The organism is Acinetobacter sp. GG2 (genome assembly GCF_000292385.1).
GTDB classification, from domain to species: domain Bacteria; phylum Pseudomonadota; class Gammaproteobacteria; order Pseudomonadales; family Moraxellaceae; genus Acinetobacter; species Acinetobacter seifertii.
Map to the genome: position 1 here is coordinate 35,092 of NZ_ALOW01000025.1, position 24,268 is coordinate 59,359.

The window sequence follows — 24,268 nt, forward strand, 5'->3', positions numbered from 1 at the left end:
GAACAAAATAAAAGGCGCTCTAGGCGCCTTTTATTTTATGAATTTATTTCTTTTGGTCGTTGTTACCAAACAGTGGTCCCATTCCGCCACCGCCGCCGCCAAACTGCTTTTGCATATTGCCTAAAGAACGCATCATTTTGCTCATACCAGATGGATTCGCAAATTTCTTCATCATTTTAGCCATTTGCGCTTGTTGCTTAATGAGTTTATTCACTTCCGCAACATCCATACCACAACCTGCCGCAATACGCTTTTTACGACTTGGGTTCATCAGGTCAGGGTTACGGCGCTCTTTAACAGTCATTGACTGGATAATAGCTTCCATCTTTTTGACTTGTTTTTCAGGGTTCGCTTGCTCAATTGCTTGCTGAATTCCTGCACCGCTCATGCCAGGCAACTTGTCTAAGAAGCCCATCATGCCGCCCATTTTTTTCATTTGCTCAAATTGCATTAGCATATCTTCAAAGTTGAAGCTTCCGCCTTTTTGCAATTTTTTCGCCATCTTTTCGGCTTTTTCTTTGTCGATTTTACGTTCAACTTCTTCGACTAAAGAAAGTACGTCACCCATACCTAAAATACGTTGAGCAACACGGTCCGGATGGAATGGCTCTAAGGCATCAAGCTTTTCGCCCATACCCAAGAACTTGATTGGCTTACCAGTAATAGCACGTACAGAAAGTGCCGCACCACCACGCGCATCACCATCAGTTTTGGTAAGAATCACACCCGTAAGTGCTAAAGCATCGTTAAATGCTTTAGCAGTATTTGCAGCATCCTGACCTGTCATGGCATCAACCACGAACAGCGTTTCAGTCGGCTTAACTGCTGCATGTAATTCTTTAATTTCGTCCATCATGTCTTCATCGACATGTAAACGACCCGCTGTATCGACAATCAACACATCAGCAAACTGGATTTTTGCCTGTTCAATTGCACGGTTAACGATGTCAATTGGCTTTTCAGAAGGATCTGATGGAATAAAGCCTGCACCAACTTCTGCCGAGACAGTTTCTAACTGTTTGATTGCTGCTGGACGGTAAACGTCGGCAGAAACCGTCATTACTTTTTTCTTTTGACGTTCTTTTAAGAAACGTGCCAGCTTGGCAGCAGTTGTCGTTTTACCTGCACCTTGTAAACCGGCAAGTAATACAACAACTGGAGGTTTCGCACTTAAATCCAGTGTTTCATTCGCCTCACCCATCATCTTGGTGAGTTCGTCATAAACAATTTTTACAAATGCCTGGCCTGGAGATAACTGAGTCATCACTTCTTGGCCCAATGCCTCTTCCTTAACTTTCGCGATAAATTCACGAGTTACAGGTAACGCGACATCGGCTTCAAGAAGAGCCATACGTACTTCACGTAAGGTATCTTTAATATTGTCTTCGGTCAGCTGCCCTGAGCCAGTAACATTTCTTAAACTCTGTGTGAGTCGTTCTGTTAAGGTATCAAACATTGCAAAATCCGCTTAAAATGGCTAGTTGCAAAAAAATCTTTCTCGAAATAGAAAATTTATGCATAGAATGCTATAGGATACTTTAGTTCGCAGCGAATTTATATCTTATCTAGATGAATTAATCCTGAAAAAGGTTTGACATGATTAGCCTCCCCTTGGTTTACACAATTTTGGCACTCATCGCATATACCACTTCTTTCTGGTATCTGTTCATACGTTTAATGTCAAAACGTGAACCAAACCCATGGTTATTTGCTTTTGTTACAACCTTGGCACTGCTATTACACGGTACAGTTTTATGTAATGCCATGCTGACACCATTAGGAATTAACTATGATGTTTTTAATTTAGTCTCTTTTACATCATGGCTTATGTTGTTGTTAAGTTTAATTTTTAGTACTTTTCGTCCAATTGTACCTTTAAACTTACTCGGTATTCCTGTAGCAGCGATTGGACTTATTTTAGGTTTTGGCTTTAGTAAACCTGATCAATTTATTGAACAGCATTCGTTAGGCCTAGATACGCATATTATTCTTTCACTTTCCGCCTATGCAGTTTTACTGATGGCAACCATACATGCGATCTTGATATGGTTCCAAAATCGTGAACTCAAAAAGAAACAAAAAAAACGCTTTTGGGTCAATTTACTCCCGCCTATTCAGGCCATGGAATCCTTGTTATTTGACTTAATTATTACTGGTTTTATTTTACTCACTATCGCTCTCACATTTGGCTTTTTAACTGTTGATAGTTTCTTTGCTCAGCATCTCGCTCATAAAACTGTATTTAGTATTATTTCATGGATTATTTATGGCTCATTATTGATTGGGCACTACAAACTTGGATGGCGCGGTCAAAAAGCGATTCGTTTTACCCTAATTGGTTTTGCACTTTTAGCAATTGGTTTTATTGGCAGTAAATTTGTACTCGAAATGATATTAGGCCGATAAAACAATTAAAATTTCAGCACTACTAGACAGCGTTATACATATCCCGTATAACGCTGTTTTTGTTTTAATCAGGTGGCACAGACTGTGAAACTCATACTCGCTCCAATGGAAGGTTTAACTGACCCGATCATGCGGGATACTCTCACATCTGTTGGTGATTTCGACTGGTGTGTAACCGAGTTTATTCGAGTTACAGACAGTATTTTACCAGACCATATCTATTATAGTTTTTGCCCTGAGTTAAAGAGCGACGGTAAAACAGCAGCAGGTACACCTGTTCATGTGCAGTTCTTAGGAAATAATCCAGATATGCTGGCAGCAAATGCAGCAAAAGTGGTTGAACTAGGTGCTCCTGCGATCGATCTTAATTTTGGTTGTCCTGCCAAAACCGTAAATCGACACCGAGGTGGTTCCGTACTTCTTGATGAACCAGACGTGGTACATATGCTGATTAAAGCTGTCCGTGATGCTGTACCTGCACATATTCCTGTTTCAGCAAAAATGCGTTTAGGTTATCTCGATGAAAACCACACCATGGAAAATGCCCATGCGGTCGAAGATGCTGGCGCAAGCTGGTTAACAGTACATGCGCGAACGAAAGCAGATGGCTATACGCCACCAGCTTATTGGGAAAAAATTCTACCGATTAAAGAAGCTTTAAAAATTAATGTCATTGCTAACGGCGAAATCTGGACCAATGCCGATGCAAAGGCCTGCCAACAGCAATCTGGTTGTGAAGATTTAATGATTGGTCGCGGTGCTGTGACGACTCCTGATTTAACACAATGCATTCGTAATAATATGGATGAGGCATTATTTAGTTGGGAACAACTCGTTGACTTACAAATTCGTTTTTTAAATGGTCAAGCCAAAACAGAAATTGGGATGGTTGGTCGTTATAAACAATGGTTAGGTATGATGACCAAAGCCTACCCTCAAGCGAAAGAACTGTGGGACCAAGTTAAACGAATTAAAGCTTTAGATGAAATTGTTCATCAATTAGAACAAACCAGTTCATCTCATCGTTAAATACTTAAAATTTATAAAATAGGGTGGCTGTTGATATAGCCACCCTATTTTGGTATTTCAGGTTAAGTAATTATTTTTTAGAAACCGCTTACTTTCATTTTAAAGTCAGTCACTGAAGCGCCTGTAACTCCAAAACTCCCCATAGACCCGTTAGGTAAATTATTAAAAGTTGTTGTACTTTGTGTTGCTAAATTTCCTAAAGTGACATTGTTAAGCGATGCATCAAATTTACTAGATGCACCTGTATTACCAAAAGTTAATCCTGTTGGATCGACCCCAGCATAAAACCCATCAAGAAGAAAACCTGTAGCTGCATTTGTTCCTGCAAATTTAAATCCAAATGAAGCACCTGTAGTATCAGACACTAACGTAATTGGACAACCCGCAGCGGCAGAACAAATAGATTGAAGTGCTCCACCAAATTTAACCATAACAGACTGAGCAGCATGCCCCAACTGAATGTTTAAACGAGGTTTATTGGTTTGCACAAAGTTAATATCAAGATTACCTGTAGAGCGAACAAGCTCCTTTACTCCTGTATTTACCGTGGTTCCCGAACTAAAAATGTATTTTGGCGCATAACTAGTCACCGCATAATCAGTAGGGCTAGATACTGAAGTGTTAGGTGCCAAATAAACTGAAAACGGTGTAAGTCGAATCCCATTTACGTCACTACCCATCGTGACAGCTAAATTTACAAAAGGCTTACCCGCACCTGCATCGGTATCAATAGCAATATTAAAAGAAGGATTGGTCGATACAGTTGCTTTAATAAATTCTATGCTTGGAACAGGATTCGTAGAGTTCCCTGCAATGACAAGACCAGCTTTACTATTGTAAGACGTAGAGGCGATGCCATTGGTATCAATCAATGCAACCTGATTAAATTTAACTTTATCGGCCTGAATGCCTAGCGTTAAACCATTTTGACCTGTCGCCGCTGAAAGACTTTGGTCATCCAAAGGCTGCATCGCAAAAACACTTGAACTACTGGTAAGTAATAACCAGCACACTATATTTTTATTTTTCATGTCGCTCTAATCCTTAAGAGACAAACGTTTATTATTTGTTCAGATTATCAGAATAATAGATGGGTACAAAACAATTATCGATATAACCCGACGAATGCAAATCCAATCACATTCAAAATAAATTTTTATAAAAAGTGGCGATATCGCCACTTTGCTTTATTAGTTAAAAGCACCATTTCTCGGTACGATGCTAAAGTTACTATTTAAACGCCCACCCGTAATAGCAAGCTCACCTAAACGTGCGCCTGCACCTGTTGAAGGTGGATAGAAATTAATATCTTTAACACGTAAAGCACCGTCAATACTCTTATCAGGGTTAAAGTAGACTGCGGTATTTACCCCCACTTTACCTAAACCACTTGCTGTATCTTTACCCACTACTAAAGCAGTATTAAACGCTAGCTTTCCGGTAATATTATCAAAACCAATTGCCGAACCATCAATTGGGTCACTAATTTGAACTGTATTTCCAGTTGCTGTGGCTGGCATTGTGAAGTCACCGAGTACAGTTAAAGCACTACCATCAGCGATTGAACTATTTGGCACAATCGATAAATTTAAATCACCACCTAAGCGTAGTTTTAAGCCAAATAAAACGTCATTATTTCTGGCAAAGTTATCAATTGGTGAGGTACAAGACCCTGTTGCCGGACAAGTTTTATATTTAGCTCCTGGTAAATAGCCCGCTGCAATTTCAGTTGATAAAGCAATGAGCATCTCTCTTAAACTAATATTGAGACTGCCATTTTCTAAACCAATACTGCCATTACCCTTTAAGAACATATCGATATTACGTAAGCCCATGTAATAGTCGGTAGGGTTGCCTGCATTATTTGCATTTGGAGAACCATCAATTAATAAAATTGAAGTTGTTTTTGTACCGCCTGTATCTCGACCTGTTGTTCCAACAGCAACACCAAATCCTAAACGCGAAGTTGTTCCGGAAGTACCTACAACATTTTGAATGGGTTTACCGTTAGCATCTTTTGTATAGTAAAAAGCGCTATTTGCAGGCGCATCTAAACCGTAAACTGCAGCATTAGCATTTAAATTATAAAAAGGTAAAGCCAAGCCCCATTGGTTAGTTAAACCATTATCTGCAAATTGATTGGCAGCAGCAACATTTGCACTTGTGGTAAAACGTCCTCGTCTTGAAAATGCTTGAAACTCTGCTCCACGCATTGCAAGAATTAAACTAAATGGATTAGTCACCGTATCGCGGTGAATATTATGTTGATAATCGGCGGCGGTTGTTAAAGTACCCGTCCCTAAACGAATACTGTTTAAGGTCGCATTATTTGGCATTAATAAGGTTTTTGTATCAGCAAGATTTAAATAAATATTTCCGCTATCAAAATAACCGCGCGTAGCTGAATTAAGACCTGTTAAATTGCCGAACTCGAAACCGTAAGCATTTAAACCGGCCCCACCAATTTCTAAAGTCGTGGCTTTACCATCTGAACCCAGCATTGAATCATTATCTTTAGTAAATTCACCTTTCATTCGGAAGGCAATTCCAGTATTACCCAAAATACTATTACTTGAACTCGTACCCGAAGCAGTATTTGCAGTACCTAAAGTTGTAGTGTCTAAAGAGCCATCCATACCACGGACTTGTAAATAACTATTTACCATACGTCCACTGGCACCTAGCCGAATTAAACCTTTTGAATTTTGCGGTGTATTGGTCGCATCTAGTCCATAAGGATTAGTTTTATCAACATTAGAGCTAAGCATTACTTCAATGTTAAGACCCGAATTAGTCGCTTTACCATTGCTATCTACATACGTACCAGCTGTTAAACCCGAAGCTGAGTCTGCTACCCGATTAAAGTCTACATAACCATAAGTCGTACTTGGTGTTTGCCCAACAGCAGCTACATTTGATCCAGTATTAGTTTGTAAAACAATGCCCCTAACGGGATCGATGAACATGACACCTTTACCAACAAAATTAAAGTTAAAATTCTTTAAAATTAGTTGGTTAAGCTGACTTCGTGCATCTAACTGTCCTAAATAAATATTTGCGTTGTTTATTCCTAATGTCATATTTGACTGGCTATTTGGACTAAATAGACCATCTTGAGTAGTCAGTGCTAAATTTAAAGGAGAAGTTGTTTGTATAGCCAACTGTCCTAGCGTAGGTGAGCATGTAGCAGAGCTATTACAAACTTTAACGCTATTTACTGTAATGAGGGATGGGCTACTTTGCATAGAAAAATCAATTCCAGCTTTACCTGTAGCTGTATTACTTCCCACATCTAAACGGTAGTTTGTTCCTAAGGTTTGAGTGGACGCATTACTTTTTTGTATTTTTACGCCACTGGCTTGCGCTCTTAAAACCTGATCAGCACTTGTTGGTGTGCCCGCATGGTCATCCCAATAAGCATTATCAATATTAATTTCATTAAAAGTCGTTTGAATCGAGATTCCATCTTGACCGTTTACCGCACTCAAATCAGCATCTGTTAAAGCTTCTAAAGCAAACACTTGCCCACTCACTAACAACATGCTGGTTGCTAATGTATTTAAAATAAACTTTGAGCTGTGACTTTCTTTATTTTTGTTCATCACTTCAGTTCCTTTGAAATCTACATTAAGCGTTAACAACGGGGATGGCTACCATCACAGCTAAACACCATGACTTTTCCTTGAATTGCCAAATTTCCGTTCATCATTAAGCCCATAAAGCCTGTTTCACGTCCATAGTCATAGGCTGAAGGTGTAGCCGTTGCAACTTGCTGATTTGCACTATTTGCAGTTGCCGCATACGTTGGCTTTTTGAAATATGCATAATCATACATATTGGTACTTGAGCCTTGGGTCGTGGTTGAGCTTGTAAAGTTATCTTGCTCAATAGATAACGCGTTAAAACCAAAGTTACGGATTAAAATCGGCTGTGCTGCACTAAAACTAAGTTGAATCGCAGGTTTTATAATTTCGGTATTGGTTTTATCAAGATACTTTAAATCAGCACCATCCAAACCCATTTTTTGAATATTTAAAGTTCCTTGTACGCCTTTAAACACTAACCAAAGTTTATTACCACTATCACTATTTTCGGCCCAACCACTTGGTTTAGTCGCATCTGCTTGCACAAAACGCTTATTAATTGCTAATCCAATGTGGCAGAACTCAAGGTTTTCACAAACACCACCGCTACCATTATCAAATATACCGTTACTGATTTGGTTTAAATTGAGCATTAAAGACAAATCAGCACCAGCTTGGCCATTAATCGCCTGTAAAGCATCATTATCCAAGGTTTGTAACTCTGCATGAGTCGCAGTTGCACACAGAGTAAGGAGCAAAGCAGTTATTTTTTTCATCGCATTATCCTCCTCTTATAGACCTTTTGTGGTGAGTTTTAAATGCTGAATGAGTAAACCATCTACCACAGCAGAACCTAAATTGTTCAGAGGAGTAATGTTATTTAATGCAGGCGCCTGATTCGCAGTTGGAATTACATAGCCAGTCGTACCATTACTACTTCCAATTAAATCGTTGACTACGGCATTTCGTGAAGTCAGCCAAGGAATAGATGCATTACTCCAATCGCGGTTTGAAACCGTTCCATATATTGGCGTAGAACCAGAAGTACTTGTGCACCCTAATACGCCAGAACAAGTTGCGGCATCTGCTGGCTTGGCTGTTGGATTTGTAATAACCCAAGTACCTGTACCTTGGTTATATTCCCACTGATATAAATAACCAGCTGTTTTATAACCACAACTTGTATTAAATAAACCACAACTATAGGTTTGATTCCATGTTTGAGTATTCTGTTGTCTTTGTTTGAAACGGACTTCTGTCATGGTTGCAGAGGTCGTTCCAGACACAGAGTTAGTCAATGACACAAGACTACCAGCAGAAGTTCCAGAAACCTGTGTACCTGTTGAAATTAAGCGACCAAATGAAACTCCAATTGCACCTTCACTTGTATCTGCTAATAAGGTTTTCCCACTATCAGGACTGTAAACTGTCCCAATTGCAATACTACTATGCGTAGGGTTTGCACAAGAATAAACGTTGCAAGTAGAGCCTTTATATGTAGTATCAGCGCCAGTGTAATCGGTGTAGATCTGTTTATATATTTCCGGCTTATTCGCAATTCGTGCAATTTCTATACTAAAGTTTTTCCCATCAGAACCTAAAATAAGGGGTTGATATAAATTACCTAACACTAAGTTAATATTTGGATTGTATAAATACAAACCTTCAGTATCTGCAAACTTCGGTGCTACAGCACCTGTAGCATCTAATGCTGGTGTATATAAATTATTTGATGCATTTGGTGAATCTGAGGTTTCACGGGTACTAAATCGTAAGACTTTACTTGTATCATTAAAAGCACTTCTAATCTTACTTGAAGTTTTTGTATCTGTTCTGGTGCGATTTTCTACATAATAGCGACAGCCACGTAGTGTACTAAAGCTTCCTGTACCACTATTGCCACAGTCCCCACTACTGCTTGTACTTAAGGTTGAATTTGCACCAGCATGTACTGTTTGCCAACCATTATTCGCACTCGTTGCATAAGTTTGGGTTTGACTCGTAACATTTTCAGTCACAATACTTGTATTCTTACTATCGCCTGTATTTAAGCGTACTAAGCCAGACATACCCAATGTATTGTTATAAAAAGGACTCATTCCACCCGCAGTAGTTGCTCCTCCTAGCGTTTGGAACATGCTAATTTGGCTACCATTTAGACTAAAGCCATTTAGAATACCTTGTAACCGTAAACGGTTAGCACGACTTGTATCAATGCTGGTACCAATTAATCCATTACTATCGCCATATTGAAATTGTGCTAAAGAACCATTTGTAGTTGCCACAATATTAGGGTTTCGTACAAATGCATCAGCCCATAAACCTAATTTTAAATTATATGCATCTGCTCCCGCTGCACCATCAATCGTAGGCTGGTATAGAGGAGCCTCTAAAGATAAATAGGTGACAGGATAACCACCACTATCTGTAGTGCTAAAGTTAGGAATATTATTTGCAGTTTTTACTTTAAATATCCACGGGTTAGCACCTGTCCCCCAGCTTGAAATCGCCGCTGCTGTTGCAGTATTGGCAATACGCGAGTTTGCATCACCATCTGACTTAGAAAGGGCTAAGCCATAAAGAAAGATATCCGCTTTTCCGACAGCTTTATCTTCAGGTCCAACAGAGCCATTACCACTAGTATCAGCAGCTGCAACACTTAAGGGGCCTACGGGTACATAGTTAATGTAGCCTGTATCTTTACTACGGTCGGTAATAATTTGATTTACAGATTCATTGGGGCCAGCACCACGGAATACCATAAATGCATTTTGGGGTAATATTGCAATACCCTCACCCGTAGTTTCACTTAAACCGGCATCAGAGAGCTCTTCAAGAGCAAAACTCGATTGACTTAAACAAAGTCCAATTAAACTTGCTAAAACGGTTTTTTGAAAACTGACCGTATAATTAAGTGTAGTCATCGTGACCTTCCTGTTTTATACGATGCCACGCACCATATTTCTTTTTCTTTAACAGTCCTTGATGTGAGATGAAATTATTTCCTTTTCCATCTCTCAGAGGCAAACTTCAAAATTGCCAACTTTTCCACATTTCCATTATGCTGAATATTTAGTCAAATGCAAAATGAAATCAGCAAAAATACATTTTTCCGATGAATGAAAACTATCAGTTTAATTTACTGTAATTAACAGAATTTTAAAGAACCATAACAGTTAGAAGAAAAACTCTGTTTTTGTAACACTACATTAGTTAAAGCCATCGAAGCTGGTGTTTTACCAGTCAAATCAACCGTTCCAACTGGAAGATTTCCTGCAATTAAACAATTAGCCGCTAAAATTCCACATTCTACCGCATGACCTGAGCTATTTAAATAAGAACTCACTTGTCCTAAGGCATCAACGATGGTAGAAAGTGCAATATCCACGCTTCCTGTTGGTGTAATTTGACCAATATCAATTGGGTTTGTAAGCTCTAGCCACCACCCTGTTTGGGCAGTCGATGCAGCCTCTGGCCACAATATATTCACACCTTGTACAGATAAATAACCAGCAGAACCATTTAGTTGCGCGGCATGGAAATAACCCAAACTTTGTTTGATCGCTACGTTAACATCTAGATTATCCACAGAACCAGTTACATTTCCTGAAATAGGAAGTGGCGCACCTAATACAGAAGCGGTTGCATCTAAAGTTCCTGTAATAGCCAAACCTCCAACGCGTGCAGTCGCATTTAGATTAGCTGTATTTATGCGTTTACCAGTAATGATTTGCTGCCCCATCGATAACGTACCAGTACCTACACCTAAATTTAAATTATAACCAGTAGAAGTAAATGGAACCGTTACCCCTTGTCCTAAAACAGTTGCTCGACCAGTAATTGCAGTATTTGTTTCATCTTGAGTAATACCGTAGTAAGGATTTGTAGTTACTGTTCCCCCTGTTGGTTTCGTCACTAAGTATCCACTCAATGAATTAATACCACTTGCAGCATCACCATTTTGTAAACCAAAAGTGAGCAAACCAGAAAGTGATTTGGCACTTAAGCGGAAACCCTGTATTTCACGTGTAGAAGCTGAATTTGGGTTTTTAACTGCGAACTCTAAAAATGGATTGGTAATAACAGCAGATGACGCAGCTCGCTCTGCACTAGTACTATCGACAGTACCACCACTTAAGCTCAAGTAATCGATATCGATATCGCATGCCCCTGCACCATTAACACCACCACAACCTAATTGTAATTTTTTAATGTTGGCATTCAGTTCTAATTGAGCATCTAGAGCAAGTCGATAGAATCCCATGTTTCCGTTAGTACTTGAATTACTTGCAGCATCGGTAGGCGCAATATAAGACATACTCATCAAGGCTTGGCCACGAGTAGCTGACAACTCAGCATCTGACATTGGAACTAAGGTAGAACCAGCATAGGCAGAAGAAAAGTATAAACTTCCAAGTGCTAGAATAGCTGCATGAAGGGACTTAAACTGTCGCATGACCGACCTCCGTATCCTTGGGGGCATAATCTAATTTGATTTCTTTTTATTTGGCTTCTCTTGCTTTAACCTTGAATTAAATACATAAAGAAAACACCGATATTTACGATCTAGTTTCTTTTAATTTGTGTGATACAACTCAAAGAAACAAATCAATTATTGATCATTTTATATCATTTTTTACAAAAGAAAACGTTCATTTATTAATATTCCGATGAACGCCACTTTCTCTACTTTTCAACAAAAATGGGCCACTTAAAGTGGCCCATTTTTTTAGAATTCAATCAAAATTAAAAACAACTTAGGTTTTAGGAAGTGTCACACCAGTTTGACCTTGGTACTTACCACCACGGTCTTTATAAGATGTTTCACAAACTTCATCACTTTCAAAGAACAACATTTGTGCTACACCTTCACCTGCATAAATACGTGCAGGTAAATTCGTAGTATTTGAAAATTCTAAAGTCACGTGACCTTCCCATTCTGGTTCTAAAGGTGTCACATTGACAATAATACCGCAGCGTGCATAAGTCGATTTACCAAGACATACAGTCAAAACATTACGCGGAATACGGAAATATTCAATGGTACGTGCTAAAGCAAATGAGTTTGGTGGAATAATACAAACATCAGACTCAATGTCGATAAAACTTTTATCATCAAAATTTTTCGGATCAACAATTGCAGAATGTACGTTAGTGAAAACTTTAAATTCGCGGGCACAGCGTACGTCATAACCATAGCTAGAGACCCCGTAAGAAATCAATTTTTCGCCATTCTTATCAAAACGGACTTGATTCTCTGCATAAGGTTCAATCATGCCGTGTTTTTCGCTCATTTCGCGAATCCAACGATCAGACTTAATAGCCATGTATTTTCTATCCAAAAGGTAATTTCATTGATTGCGACGTACTTTAACGTAAAAAAGCAATTATGAAAACAATGCTTGAGCTACTCTTCTCGATAAGAATAGCTCAGTAAGACTTTTAAAGGTTTAATAAAGCAGAATAGCTAATCGGAATTGAGAAACTGACTAAGATCAGCGAGGCTGTTTTTTGTAAATTCGATTGATTTAACCAACGTACTTTATTGCCTGCCAAAATTGACCCCAAGAAAATCCAGAACAATGCAATCGGTGTAATTAACGCTAAATAAGCCAGCATATGGATGAAATAAATATGAAAATCAGTCCATGCGGTAACAGGGAAAATCGCTGAAGCAAAAAGTAATGCTTTAGGATTCAGTAAAGTTGCACAGAACAATTCACGCGGGCGAATCGTTGGCTGATCTAACTCAAATTGCTGATTGGCTGTATGCCATAATTTAATAGCTAAGAAAATGATGTAACAAGCACTTAGCAATTTAAGCATAGGAGGTAAGAAAGGAAGCGTTGCGGATACCTTCCCAATTAACATTCCCCAAGCTGAAATAGAAATTACATATCCAAGAACTTCTGCCGGAATTAATTTCGCAGACTTCTTAAGACCTACTTGTACTCCTGACGATGCGAGTAAAGTATTGGTTGGGCCTGGGGTAAGTAAAATTGTGGCAACTAAGCCAATAAATAGCCATGAAATCATTGAATGACCTCATAATGTAGTCATTTCAGATTAATAGATATTTTTCGCCAAGGCAAAATCTAATTGTAAGACAATTTTTTAAAAAATTGACATTCCATATTTTAAAATCAATATTAAACAATAGGATAGGTAATTTTTTAAAATTTTAATCTAAAAAACTTAGCAGTCAGTTGTTGAACTTTGCGTACCAAATTGTATTAAGTAATATAAGTATTTTTATTTAAAATCTATTTTTACCTCGAAAAGATCTATAATGAATTATTACTGCAGTAAGTTTAATTTTTAAGCTTTCAATAAGTTTCAATTAATATATTGTTTTTTTGTGTTTATATGAGTCACCAGACTCTACTATCCTATGATTATGGCAAAGCAATTTTTTCAGTCTTGGCTTCCTTCTCCAGAGAAAGTTTCAAATATGAAATTTTTAAGGATTTTTGGGAAAAAAACCCTTAATCCTGTGCTTTGGTATGTCAACCGTAAATCAATTACAAGAGCCGTTTTTGTAGGAACATTTTTCGGTTTACTGCCTATTCCATTTCATAGTGTCTTTATTGTGATGGCAGTATTGCTATTTGAAGTGAATTTACCTATTAGTCTAATGCTTGCTTGGCTCAGTAATCCTCTCACCTTAGTTCCCATTTTATATACTGGATTCTGGTTTGGTTCACATATTTATCATGTACATATGATCAATAAAAAGATGCTTTTAGGTGTACTGCATCAAATTTCTAGGTGGATTACTCACTTTGGTCATGGGCATATAGATTTCAGTCTCGCCAAAATTTTAATGTCAGGGCTTGTAGTTGAAGCATTTGTATTTGCAATCATACTTTATATAGTGACTGAAGTTTTTTGGCGTTGGATGGTCATTCGAAATTGGAAAAGTCGAGCTGGTTATAAGAAACAAGAAGATGCCCTTTAAGAACTCATCTTCTTGCATAGAGTTAAATTATTATTTTGCTAGTTTAGATTTCATATATTCTTCTGCCACATTAAGCACATAGTCTTGGCAAGCCTCTCCAGTACCTGGGTCATATGCGCCATTATTGGTAATATTATTAGATAAAATTCGAATTCCTAAGAAAGGAACATTAAACTGGCTTGCAATTTGTGCAACTGATGCTGCTTCCATTTCCTCAACAGAGGTACCATAACGTTGATGGAAAAATTGAATACGATCCAATTCATTATTCCAAACATCTGCTGATCCAATCGTTCCTTCAACTACTTGACCTTTGTCATAACGAACTTTATGGGCCGCCATTAATAACTCTTTATCGCCTTCAAATTTGCGAATTGCAATCGGTTCGGGATCAGACTCATCGGTTGGTAAAACATCAAATGCTTCAACCCAAGTGAGTGAATTTGATCCAGCTCCTAATGGTTGTTTAGGAGTTCTAAATGCACCAATATTAGTTGCGTACTTTCCTAAAACAATATCGTAAACATGTAGATCTGGGTCATGTCCACCTGATGTCCCCTGATTAATAATTGCAATCGGCTTATAACGCTCGATGGCTAAAGCTGTTGCAGCAGCAGAGTTACTCATACCCATACGTGTTTTGGATATAATCATTGGATAACCATTGTGTGTTCCTTTCCAAAAGGTCCATCCACCAACATTTTCAACAGTCACATTCTGTAATTTAGCTGCCATCTGTTGCGATTCTACAGGTAGAGCACCTTGAATAATAATCGGCTGTAGTTTCTGTTTCTGTTCTTCAACTGTCGCTGTTTGTGAGACAGTTGAGTTGTCATCATTACATCCCATTAAAAATACCGCACTACATAAACTGATGACGCCCAAAGTATATTTAAATTGCATTTTTCACCTATTTCTTTTTAAAAGCGTAAACTAGCAATCTACATGCCAATTTCAAGATAAGCTTTGTTATTTAGATTCAGTGATTTAAATTTTTCTTTTAACCAAACAATAAAAAACCCGGCTTAAAGCCGGGTCGGATGAATCAAAAGATTCGTTTATCATCACGCGTGCGTTGAGGGATTTTTTCAATCTGTTGCCATACTGCTTTAGCAATATCGATGTAGCTATCCGCTGCGTCATCCATTGCTACAACACTCGGTTTACCCTGATCTGCATGTTCACGGATTTGAGCATTTAAAGGCAAACGTCCTAATAATGGAATATGGTATTGCTCGGAAAGCTTATCACCGCCACCGATACCAAAAATTTGTTCTTCATGCCCACAGTTAGAACAAATATGAGTCGACATATTTTCAACAACACCCAATACTGGTATACCAACTTTATTAAACAACTCAATTCCTTTGGTGGCATCCAATAAAGCAACATTTTGCGGAGTCGTCACAATAATTGAGCCAGTCACAGGAATACGCTGTGCAAGTGTGAGTTGGATATCACCTGTACCCGGCGGCATATCAATCATCAATACATCTAAATCTGGCCAAAGTGTTTGATTAAACAATTGCATTAGAGCACCTGTTGCCTTCGGTCCACGCCATGCGACAGGTGTATTGTTATCACCAGTGAGATGTCCAATAGAAAGTACAGCCATACCATATGCATCTAAAGGTACAAAATTTTCACTTTCAATAAGAGGTGTTTTGCCAGCATTACCTAACATGGTTGGAATACTTGGGCCATAGATATCGGCATCTAACACCCCAACCTTGAGTCCCATTTTTTGTAAGGCAAGCGCTAAATTGACCGTAGTGGTCGATTTACCAACACCACCTTTACCAGATGAAACCAAAATAACGTTCTTAATTCGAGGATGAGCTGGAACATCTCTTTGTTGAGGAGCAGCTTTTTGAATCGGTGGATTGTTTGAATCAGGTACAGATTTAGTTGAAGCATCAACTACTGGTGGTAAGTTCGAATTTTCTTTCGGTGCTTTAGATGAACAACCTTGACCTGCGCTTTCTTGTGCTGGGCGCTTTTGCTGAACTACGTGCAAATTAAGTTCTTCAATACCACACTTTTCTAAGGCATCGGCTAATTCATCATGAATTTGCTGCAGATGCTCTTTTTCATCAGGAAATGTATTAATGGTGAGTTGTAGAACTCGACCTTGCACCTGAAGCTGACTAATGCGCTCTTTTAAGGCATCTTTGGAATGGGGTAGCAAATAATTTTGGAGTACGGTTTGGATTTCATCTTCTTTCACTTCTTGTGCCGGTGAAAAAACAGACTTTAATGAAGAAAGCCAAGACATATTGTTTACTCCAAAAACAGATCATTACAGCTTATTGGAGCTAGTGTAACAGTATTGGTCCGTACTCGCTCAACTCGAAATGAATAATTGCTAATTTTAAAGCCTCAACATTTGAGTGAGCAGCACGGATTTTAGTTTAAATCAGCTTATTCAGCAGAATCGTGATTTTTTAACTTATTTAGTTTATCTGTTGCTGTTTTCTTCAATTCATCAAACTTTGCAGTTGCTTGGGTTTTTAACTCATCAAGTTTTGATGCAGCTTCTTCCTTCAATTCTGCGGCTTTGGCTTTAGCATCATCAAGCTTATGGGCCGCTTCAGTACGTAAGTGATCAAACTTATCTTGCAGACTATGCTGAGCATCATCAAGTTTGCCTTTCAAATCAGTGGCTTTATCTTCAACAGCATCTTTTGCAGAAGCCTGTTTTTCTTTTACATTGTCCTTCAAATCATCCAAGGCTTTTTCACCTTGTGCTTTTGCATCTGCTGCCTTTGACTTTAATTCATCTACTTTATCTTCAACAGCATCTTTTGCAGCGGCCTGTTTCTCTTTAACATTTTCCTTTAGGTCGTCCAAAGCTTTCTCACCCTTTACTTTTGCATCTGCCGCTTTTGCCTTTAATTCATCTAATTTATTTTCAGTAGTCATCGTTGTTATCCTCATCGTTAATTAAAAAAATTACCTGAAGTAAGTTAATAGTTATACATCGTTATGACTTATTTTCTGACCGTAACTGCAATTTGAAACAAAGACAATACAGGAAGATTCAAATATTTTTTGATTTGTTTATCTTTTCTAAAGAGAAATAACTTTTAACTTAAAATATGTTTTGCTTCCCCTTGCTTCTAGCCAAAGATTATTAATCTTTGCTTATCCAACTACTCAAGCTTAGCTCTTGTTTTGCACTCGCCCCCCCTTATGAAGCAATCTTTCTTATGCTTTGTTTTTCTTTACTCATCAGTTAAAATCTTCCACCTTATAAATACGAATGAGAGAATGAAATCCGTGCGTAAAATTTTAGTCACTAATGCCCTCCCTTATGCGAATGGTCCAATTCATATGGGTCATTTACTCGGTTACATCCAGGCAGATATCTGGGTTCGTGCCATGCGGGCAATGGGTCATGATGTGACTTATGTGTGTGCGGACGATGCTCATGGTACAGCGATTATGCTACGTGCCGAAGCGAATGGTATTAGCCCAGAAGAGCAAATTGCGAATGTTCAAAAAGAACACATTCGTGATTTTGACGGTTTTGGCGTTCATTTCGATCATTACGATTCAACACATAGCGATGCAAACAAAGCACGCTCAACAGATATCTACATTAAAAACCGTGAAGCTGGAAATATTGCAGTTCGCCCTGTAACTCAATTATTTGACCCAGAAAAAGGGATGTTCTTATCTGACCGTTTCATTAAAGGCACATGCCCGAAATGTAAGTCAGAAGATCAATACGGTGACTCATGTGAAGTATGTGGTACAACTTATAATGCAACAGAGTTACTTAACCCGCGTTCAACTTTAAGTGGTGCAACACCAGTTGAAAAATCATCAGACCACTATTTCTTCAAGCTTCCAAACTTCTCTGAATATTTACAAAAATGGACGCGTGATGAAGGTCGCTTACCACTTTCAATTGCGAACAAGTTAGATGAGTGGTTTGAAGCTGGTTTAGCAGACTGGGATATTTCTCGTGATGCACCATATTTTGGCTTTGAAATTCCAGACGCACCAAATAAATATTTCTACGTGTGGGTAGATGCACCAATTGGTTATATGTCTAGTTTTGAAAACTACATCAAAACTAAACGCCCAGATTTAAACTTTGATGATTTCTGGAAAAAAGATAGTCAAAACGATGTTTATCATTTTATTGGTAAAGACATTGTTTATTTCCATGCTTTATTCTGGCCTGCAATGCTTGAAGGTGCGAACTATCGCACTCCAACAGGCTTGTTCGTAAATGGTTTCTTGACTGTAAATGGACAAAAAATGTCTAAGTCACGTGGTACTTTCATTAAGGCCGAGACATATTTACAGCATTTAAACCCAGAATATTTACGTTACTACTTTGCCTCTAAACTTTCAGATAAGGTTGAAGATTCTGACTTGAACCTTGATGACTTTGTTCAAAAAGTAAATTCAGACCTAGTCGGTAAAGTCGTCAATATTGCTAGCCGTTGTGCAAAATTCGTCAATAGTAGCTTTAACAATACTTTATCTGCTGGATGTACAGAATCTGAGTTAGTACAAATCTTTATTGATGCAGGCGATTCAATTGCTAAAGCATATGAAGCACGTGAATTCTCTACGGCGATCCGTGAAATTATGGCGCTTGCTGACCGTGCAAACCAATATATTGATGAGAAAAAACCTTGGGCTCTTGCTAAACAAGAAGGTAAAGAACAACAAGTTCTTGATGTATGTTCTGTGGGTATCAACTTATTCCGTCAATTAGCGGTGTACTTGGCTCCAGTTCTGCCAACTTTGGCAAAGCAAGTTCAAGATTTCTTAAAACTTGAAAGCTTCGATTTCGAGTCACGCAAACAAATTCTTGTAAGCCATGAGATTGCGCAGTTCCAGCCACTTATGCAACGTGTTGATCCAAAAGCTGTTGCAGCTATGGTTGATGCTTCGAAAGAGTCTTTAGGTGCTCCTGCTCCAGAAGCAACAAAAGCAGCAACAAAAAAAGAGAAATCTGCCGAGAAAAAAGCAGTGCCTACTCCGGCAGTTGGTGAAGCTGAAATTATCGGTATTGAAGATTTCTTAAAAGTTGACTTACGTGTTGCTCAAGTCGTTGAAGCAGGTACAGTTGAGGGTTCAGATAAATTGCTACAACTGACGTTAGACGTAGGTGAAGCTGAACCACGTAATGTATTTAGTGGTATTCGTAGTCAATATGCGCCTGAAGACCTAAAAGGTAAGCTGGTTGTTATGGTTGCCAACCTTGCACCACGTAAAATGCGTTTTGGTATTTCAAACGGTATGGTACTTGCTGCTGGAAATGATGAAGGTATTTTCATTATTTCTCCAGATAGTGGTGCAAAACCTGGCGATAAAGTGTCTTAATTTGCCTTCATAAAAAAGCTCCCTAATTTGGGAGCTTTTTTTAACTATAAATTTTCTAGAAACATCTATAAGAAGATTTAAATTATGTCCATGGCCGCCCTTCACAAGGGTTACTAAGTAAAACGTGTATATTCCCCAATTCATCATTTGTTAAATAACCATTCTTATTTTTATCTAAATAATGAAATAGTTCTGTTTGCTTATTCTCTCCCTGAAAACGCTTATCCGTAGGCCAATTATACGGGTAGAAATCTTGGACACGTTCAAATTCTTTTAAGCTGTACATTCCATCATGATTTACATCATATTTTTCCTGAAAAAGCTTCCAATCTAAAGATGCAGGCTCACAGGCACTTACTACATTTAAAATGCAGTAAGTGATGCAAGCTGTGAGTAACTTAATAGTTGGATTGCTCATGATTATTGGCTTGTAAATCGGAAATCTTGTAATCTTTTTCATGAACAGGTGTACCAACAATGCTCATGGTCCGCTCATTTGCTGGTTGTGGTTTACTCATTGTTTTCATCTCACACCCTGTAGTTAAGATGAGAAAAACTACAGAAATGCTCACCATTAGTTTTTTCATAACGTGATCCTCATTTCTTTTTGTTTTATTTATTAAGTTACCACTTTTTAAATATTTAAGTATAAAAAAAGATATTTCAATTTGTATATATTTTACTCAAAAATAAAGCCAGACTTTAAATAGCTGGCTTTGTATTTTTTAGATATTTTAATTAAAGACTTATCATTTGAAGAAAATTAACTTTAAACCCAATAAACTCACAATGCTTCCAGCCACTCGGTCAACGCCAGTTTTTGCTTTTAAGTACATTGTTCTAGGCTTCTCTGAAGAGAGCAGCATTGCAACACATGAATACCACCCCGCATCAATCATAAAACAAATCACTGGCAATGCAACGTAGTAGTAATTTGGAATTTCTTTTGGCAATAAAGCAGTAAATACACTCGCTAGAACGACTGCAATTTTCGGGTTGCTTAACTGGGTAATCAGGCCATAGCGATATGCCTGTTTATAGGTCATTTTTGATTTGCCATCATTTTCCATGGCAATTGGTTCTTTAGCGTGTTTAATAATTTTAAAAGCCAGCCAAAGCAAATACAGCCCACCACCAATTTTTAAGATTAAATAAGCAGAAGGCACTGCTAATAAAACTGCCTGCAACCCCATAACAGCTAGAAAACCAAAAAAAGCTGCGCCTGTACCTGTACCTAAAGCTGTAAACAAACCATGTTTACGTGATTTAGAAATTGAATTTTGTGCTACGTAAATAAAGCTTGGCCCAGGACTTATTGCTCCAAGCATCAATGCCATCGCAATTGAAAAAAGAGGAATAAGGGACTCAAACATTGTATTGACCTAGCATTACGCAATTGCGCGGTATTCTAACAGCTTTTTATGTCACATATAAAAATGGAAAACATATAAATGATGAAAATTGAATTTTCATGTTTTTACAATTTATATCTTCACAACGGACAAAAATGTCCGTTAAATATATCGGTCTTTAAAACTCTCAAACCAAGAACATGAGTACCCGCCAAAAAATAGCTGCCCATAATCGGGATGAATTACTCAATGCTGCCGAAGAATGTTTTCGTATTCATGGCATTAATGTCCCCTTACAGGTTGTGATTGACCATGCAGGTGTAGGTAGAGCAACTTTTTACCGCAACTTTTGTGATCGTAAGGCTTTAATTAGCGCCCTTTTAGAGCGTGCAATTACACAGCTAGAGCAAAAAGCAGCTCATTTTCAACAATTCGAGGATGGTTTATTTCGTTTAATTGAAGGACATATTGCACAACTTCCTAAGCTTGCAATTTTGCAAGATTTTTGGAGAGTGATTGATCGACAAGATCCAATTATGTTAAAAATTTATGAACGGCGAAATAATGCACTTAAACCACTGATTGAAAATGCCATAGAACAAAAACTGTGTCGAGCTGATCTCACTGCCAATGACTATGCAATGGTCACTGCAATGTTAGGTTCTTCATTTCAAGGACATGAGCCAGAAGAACAGACTCGCTTAGCAAAACGAGCAATTGAATTACTATTTAATGGTATTCAAGTACAAAAATTCGAGGGATAGAATGAGTAAAACGCCTCGTTATTTAGAAACACCACCCGACTGGACACCAGACGAGCAACCGACTTTGCCTGGTTCACCAGCAGCGATTGCACACTCTGTACCTAAGCGGTTTATTTACTTTTTTATTGGTTTATTTATCGCCCTGTCGGCAAGCTTAAGTAATGGTTTTATTACGGCGAATTTACCTTTAATTCAAGGTGAGTATGGACTGACGCCTTCCGAAGCTGCTTGGTTACCTGCTGCTTATGTCATGGCAAATGTCAGCTCAAACCTGATTTTGTTTAAAGCCCGGCAACAGTATGGCCTGAGAGTATTTTCAGAAATAGGTTTGGTTATTTTTATTGCCGTGCTGGTTTTACATATTTTTGTGCATACCTACGAAATGGCCCTGTTTGCTCGAGTTGTAGCGGGTTTAGCGGGAGCACCTCTCAGCTCTTTAGGTATGTATTACACCATGCAAGCTTTTAAAAAAGCAGATATGGCAAAAGGCATCTATATCGCTTTCGGTTTTCAACAATTAGGGGTTCCAGTCGCTTGGATTATTTCTCCATTTCTTGTCAGTACAGACAGTTGGTCTGTTCTTTACACCTTTGAGCTAGGTTTAGCACTTTGTTGTTTAGCCATGGTTGTTTCATTGAAATTACCACGTAGCTTACGAATCTATGTATTTGAGAAGCAGGATTTCTTTACCTTTGCTTTACTGGCTCCTGGTTTTGCATGCTTATGTATTGTGCTTACACAAGGCCCAATTTTATGGTGGTTTAACAGTGAATGGCTTGCTTACGTTTTAATTGCTGGGTTTAGTCTAGTTGTTCTTGGTTTGCTCTATGAACACTATCGAGCTAATCCATTAATTATGACACGTTGGCTAGGTACTGCTTCGACCTTGCGTTTCATTTTTGGTGCTTTTGCTATTCGACTTCTAATGTCAGAGCAAAGCTATGCTGCGGTTAACTTCTTAAAAGCTATGGGAATGGGGCCTGATCAGTTTGTACCTCTTTATGTAGTGATATTCATCGGGATTTTAAGCGGAACGCTGTTTAGTGCACTGACTTTTTCACGTGAACGAATTATCTTCCACTTACTTTTCGCAGAGTTCCTCATTCTGGTTGCCTGTGGACTAGATTATCACTTAACCAGTGATGTTCGACCTGTAAACTTCTTTGCAAGTCAGTTCCTAGTAGGTTTCGCAGGTGGTTTATTTATTGGGCCGTTACTGCTCATTGGTTTCGCCCAAACTTTAGCTAAAGGTCCTTCGTATGTAGTGACTTTTATTGTGCTGTTCTCAGCAACTCAAACCTTTGGTGGTCTGGTCGGGTCTTCTTTCTTCTCGACCTATCAACAACACCGCACACAGAACTATCAAGTCGAGATTATTAAAGATTTAGAACAATCCGACCCGTTAGTTTCTCAAAGGCTCTCCACCTATCAGCGTAGTGCAGCCATCACAACAAATGACCCAGCATTACAAACGACTCAGGCCATGCGCACACTCAATCAAGTGGTTACCCGTGAAGCACAAGTGCGTGCCTACAATGATGTTATTGCGTTAAACGGTATTTTTGCTATCGCATTGCTCTTATGGGGTGGATTTAACATTGCGCGTAGTAAATATCTACAACGTAGAGGAATTAGCCGTCCTTAAAGGCTTTCGTATTTGATGAAATAGAAATTGAGATTGATATATGTCAGATGATCAAAACAAACCGGAACCAACACCAGCTCAGGCACCTGCCAACGAGCCAACACCTGCACCTGCACCTGCACCTGCACCTGCAAGTAAATTGATTCCGACAAAAAGCTCAACTCTGTTCTGGATGTTGGGAGTCCTTATTATCGGTATTTTAGTAATTTTATGGGCATGGAGAATTGGTCCGTTTGCAACGAGTGTCCAGCAAACTGACAATAGTTATGTCAAAGGTAAAACTACGATTTTATCTTCACAAATTAATGGCTACGTTAAAGATGTATTAGTCAAAGACTTTGATCATGTTAAAAAGGGTCAAGTGCTAATGCACATTGATGCAACCACTTATGACCAAAAAGTAACTCAGGCAGCTTCTGGGGTTGAACAAGCTAAAAATACTTTAGCCAACCAAACCCAATCCATTGCTCAGAAGCAAGCTGATATTGTGGCGGCGCAAGCTAAAGTCGATCAAGCAAAAGCTCAATACGAACTCTCTTTAGCTCAGCTTAGACGTTACCAACAGCTAGGAAATAGTGGTGCAGCCTCTAAATCTGAGCAAGATAAAGCCGCGGCCGATGCTGAAAATAACCTTGCAGCACTTAAACAGGCAGAAGCGAATGTTTTAGTTGCTAAAGAGGCTTTGAAAACCGCACAGGTCGCAGAAGCTGGCTTAGAAGCACAAGTTTCAAGTGCTAAAGCACAGTTAGACCAAGCACAGACCACCAAAGACTATAGCGTTATTGTTGCTCCAATGGATGGTCAACTGGGTGAAGTAAACCCTCGTGTTGGACAATATGTCGCGGCAGGCTCACAGTTACTCTACTTAATTCCACAGCAAACTTGGGTGATTGCTAACTTTAAAGAAACCCAAATTGCCAATATGCGAATTGGTCAAAAAGCATGGTTTACTGTCGATGCCATGAACCACAAAAAATTTACAGGCCATGTTGAGCAAATCTCACCTGCTGCAGGTTCAGAGTTCAGTGTGTTAAAGCCAGACAATGCGACAGGCAACTTTACTAAAGTTGTGCAACGCATAGCTGTACGCATCACCATAGACCCGAATCAGGAAGGAATGGAACACTTACGCCCTGGTATGTCAGTAATTACTTCTGTCGATACAAGTTCTTAATCAGCTTTTT

At 38.6% G+C, this 24,268-nt stretch carries 21 protein-coding genes; 7 read left to right on the top strand and 14 right to left on the bottom strand.

The window, feature by feature from the left end; all coding sequences use genetic code 11:
• Window positions 1-43 precede the first annotated feature (43 nt).
• Window positions 44-1,456: a signal recognition particle protein gene (gene ffh, locus B554_RS0103985; protein WP_004703430.1), complete on the bottom strand. Its 1,413-nt coding sequence runs from the start codon at window positions 1,454-1,456 to the stop codon at window positions 44-46.
• Window positions 1,457-1,596: 140 nt separating this feature from the next.
• Between ffh and B554_RS0103990 the strand changes: the two genes are divergently transcribed.
• Both B554_RS0103990 and B554_RS0103995 read left to right on the top strand, forming a co-directional pair.
• Entirely contained in the window at window positions 1,597-2,406 is an 810-nt protein-coding gene (locus tag B554_RS0103990; RefSeq protein WP_019457056.1) for an inner membrane protein YpjD, read from the top strand.
• An 84-nt stretch (window positions 2,407-2,490) separates the two neighbouring features.
• Complete coding sequence (locus tag B554_RS0103995; RefSeq protein ID WP_025465075.1) at window positions 2,491-3,435, top strand: tRNA dihydrouridine synthase; 945 nt, start codon at window positions 2,491-2,493, stop codon at window positions 3,433-3,435.
• A gap of 77 nt (window positions 3,436-3,512) precedes the next feature.
• Here the strand turns inward: B554_RS0103995 and B554_RS0104000 are convergent, their stop codons facing one another.
• The 7 genes from B554_RS0104000 to B554_RS0104030 form a co-directional block, all read right to left on the bottom strand.
• The gene (locus B554_RS0104000) at window positions 3,513-4,466 is read right to left on the bottom strand and encodes a DUF6160 family protein (protein ID WP_019457058.1); all 954 of its coding nucleotides are present in this window, start codon (window positions 4,464-4,466) and stop codon (window positions 3,513-3,515) included.
• Window positions 4,467-4,625: 159 nt separating this feature from the next.
• Window positions 4,626-7,037 carry a DUF6160 family protein gene (locus B554_RS0104005; RefSeq protein ID WP_019457059.1) on the bottom strand — a complete coding sequence of 804 codons (2,412 nt, stop codon included), beginning with the start codon at window positions 7,035-7,037 and terminating at the stop codon, window positions 4,626-4,628.
• Between the two features lie 32 nt (window positions 7,038-7,069).
• On the bottom strand, window positions 7,070-7,795 hold the full coding sequence (locus tag B554_RS0104010; RefSeq protein ID WP_019457060.1) for a DUF6160 family protein: 726 nt from the start codon (window positions 7,793-7,795) through the stop codon (window positions 7,070-7,072).
• A gap of 15 nt (window positions 7,796-7,810) precedes the next feature.
• Entirely contained in the window at window positions 7,811-9,943 is a 2,133-nt protein-coding gene (locus tag B554_RS0104015) for a hypothetical protein (protein ID WP_019457061.1), read from the bottom strand.
• 224 nt (window positions 9,944-10,167) lie between these two features.
• Complete coding sequence (locus B554_RS0104020) at window positions 10,168-11,475, bottom strand: hypothetical protein (RefSeq protein ID WP_019457062.1); 1,308 nt, start codon at window positions 11,473-11,475, stop codon at window positions 10,168-10,170.
• 301 nt (window positions 11,476-11,776) lie between these two features.
• A complete protein-coding gene (dcd, locus tag B554_RS0104025) occupies window positions 11,777-12,346 on the bottom strand; it encodes a dCTP deaminase (RefSeq protein ID WP_002120290.1) in 570 nt (189 codons plus the stop codon).
• A 115-nt stretch (window positions 12,347-12,461) separates the two neighbouring features.
• Window positions 12,462-13,055 carry a LysE family translocator gene (locus tag B554_RS0104030; protein ID WP_019457063.1) on the bottom strand — a complete coding sequence of 198 codons (594 nt, stop codon included), beginning with the start codon at window positions 13,053-13,055 and terminating at the stop codon, window positions 12,462-12,464.
• A 355-nt stretch (window positions 13,056-13,410) separates the two neighbouring features.
• Here B554_RS0104030 and B554_RS0104035 point away from each other — a divergent pair, with 355 nt between their 5' ends.
• Window positions 13,411-13,977, top strand: a complete 567-nt coding sequence (locus B554_RS0104035) for a DUF2062 domain-containing protein (RefSeq protein WP_004703446.1) — start codon at window positions 13,411-13,413, stop codon at window positions 13,975-13,977.
• Window positions 13,978-14,007: 30 nt separating this feature from the next.
• On the opposite strand, the gene B554_RS0104040 is transcribed toward B554_RS0104035, so the two are convergent.
• From B554_RS0104040 to B554_RS0104050, 3 genes are all read right to left on the bottom strand, one after another.
• Complete coding sequence (locus B554_RS0104040) at window positions 14,008-14,880, bottom strand: 5'-methylthioadenosine/S-adenosylhomocysteine nucleosidase (RefSeq protein ID WP_019457065.1); 873 nt, start codon at window positions 14,878-14,880, stop codon at window positions 14,008-14,010.
• A 142-nt stretch (window positions 14,881-15,022) separates the two neighbouring features.
• Window positions 15,023-16,252, bottom strand: a complete 1,230-nt coding sequence (apbC, locus tag B554_RS0104045) for an iron-sulfur cluster carrier protein ApbC (protein ID WP_019457066.1) — start codon at window positions 16,250-16,252, stop codon at window positions 15,023-15,025.
• Window positions 16,253-16,398: 146 nt separating this feature from the next.
• The gene (locus tag B554_RS0104050) at window positions 16,399-16,899 is read right to left on the bottom strand and encodes a hypothetical protein (RefSeq protein ID WP_004703453.1); all 501 of its coding nucleotides are present in this window, start codon (window positions 16,897-16,899) and stop codon (window positions 16,399-16,401) included.
• 348 nt (window positions 16,900-17,247) lie between these two features.
• Here B554_RS0104050 and metG point away from each other — a divergent pair, with 348 nt between their 5' ends.
• Window positions 17,248-19,323, top strand: a complete 2,076-nt coding sequence (gene metG, locus B554_RS0104055; RefSeq protein ID WP_019457067.1) for a methionine--tRNA ligase — start codon at window positions 17,248-17,250, stop codon at window positions 19,321-19,323.
• 82 nt (window positions 19,324-19,405) lie between these two features.
• Here the strand turns inward: metG and B554_RS0104060 are convergent, their stop codons facing one another.
• From B554_RS0104060 to B554_RS0104070, 3 genes are all read right to left on the bottom strand, one after another.
• The gene (locus tag B554_RS0104060; RefSeq protein ID WP_019457068.1) at window positions 19,406-19,741 is read right to left on the bottom strand and encodes a hypothetical protein; all 336 of its coding nucleotides are present in this window, start codon (window positions 19,739-19,741) and stop codon (window positions 19,406-19,408) included.
• Window positions 19,722-19,910 carry an NF038215 family lipoprotein gene (locus B554_RS19035; RefSeq protein WP_019457069.1) on the bottom strand — a complete coding sequence of 63 codons (189 nt, stop codon included), beginning with the start codon at window positions 19,908-19,910 and terminating at the stop codon, window positions 19,722-19,724. Before B554_RS19035 ends, B554_RS0104060 begins: the two co-directional genes overlap by 20 nt.
• 162 nt (window positions 19,911-20,072) lie before the next feature.
• Complete coding sequence (locus tag B554_RS0104070; protein ID WP_019457070.1) at window positions 20,073-20,696, bottom strand: LysE family translocator; 624 nt, start codon at window positions 20,694-20,696, stop codon at window positions 20,073-20,075.
• Window positions 20,697-20,875: 179 nt separating this feature from the next.
• On the opposite strand from B554_RS0104070, the gene B554_RS0104075 reads away from it, so the two are divergent.
• The 3 genes from B554_RS0104075 to B554_RS0104085 are packed head-to-tail and all read left to right on the top strand — an operon-like array spanning window position 20,876 to window position 24,258.
• The gene (locus B554_RS0104075) at window positions 20,876-21,439 is read left to right on the top strand and encodes a TetR/AcrR family transcriptional regulator (protein ID WP_004703463.1); all 564 of its coding nucleotides are present in this window, start codon (window positions 20,876-20,878) and stop codon (window positions 21,437-21,439) included.
• A gap of 1 nt (window position 21,440) precedes the next feature.
• A complete protein-coding gene (locus B554_RS0104080) occupies window positions 21,441-23,084 on the top strand; it encodes an MFS transporter (protein ID WP_004703464.1) in 1,644 nt (547 codons plus the stop codon).
• Window positions 23,085-23,124: 40 nt separating this feature from the next.
• On the top strand, window positions 23,125-24,258 hold the full coding sequence (locus B554_RS0104085) for an HlyD family secretion protein (RefSeq protein ID WP_019457071.1): 1,134 nt from the start codon (window positions 23,125-23,127) through the stop codon (window positions 24,256-24,258).
• Window positions 24,259-24,268: the final 10 nt, after the last annotated feature.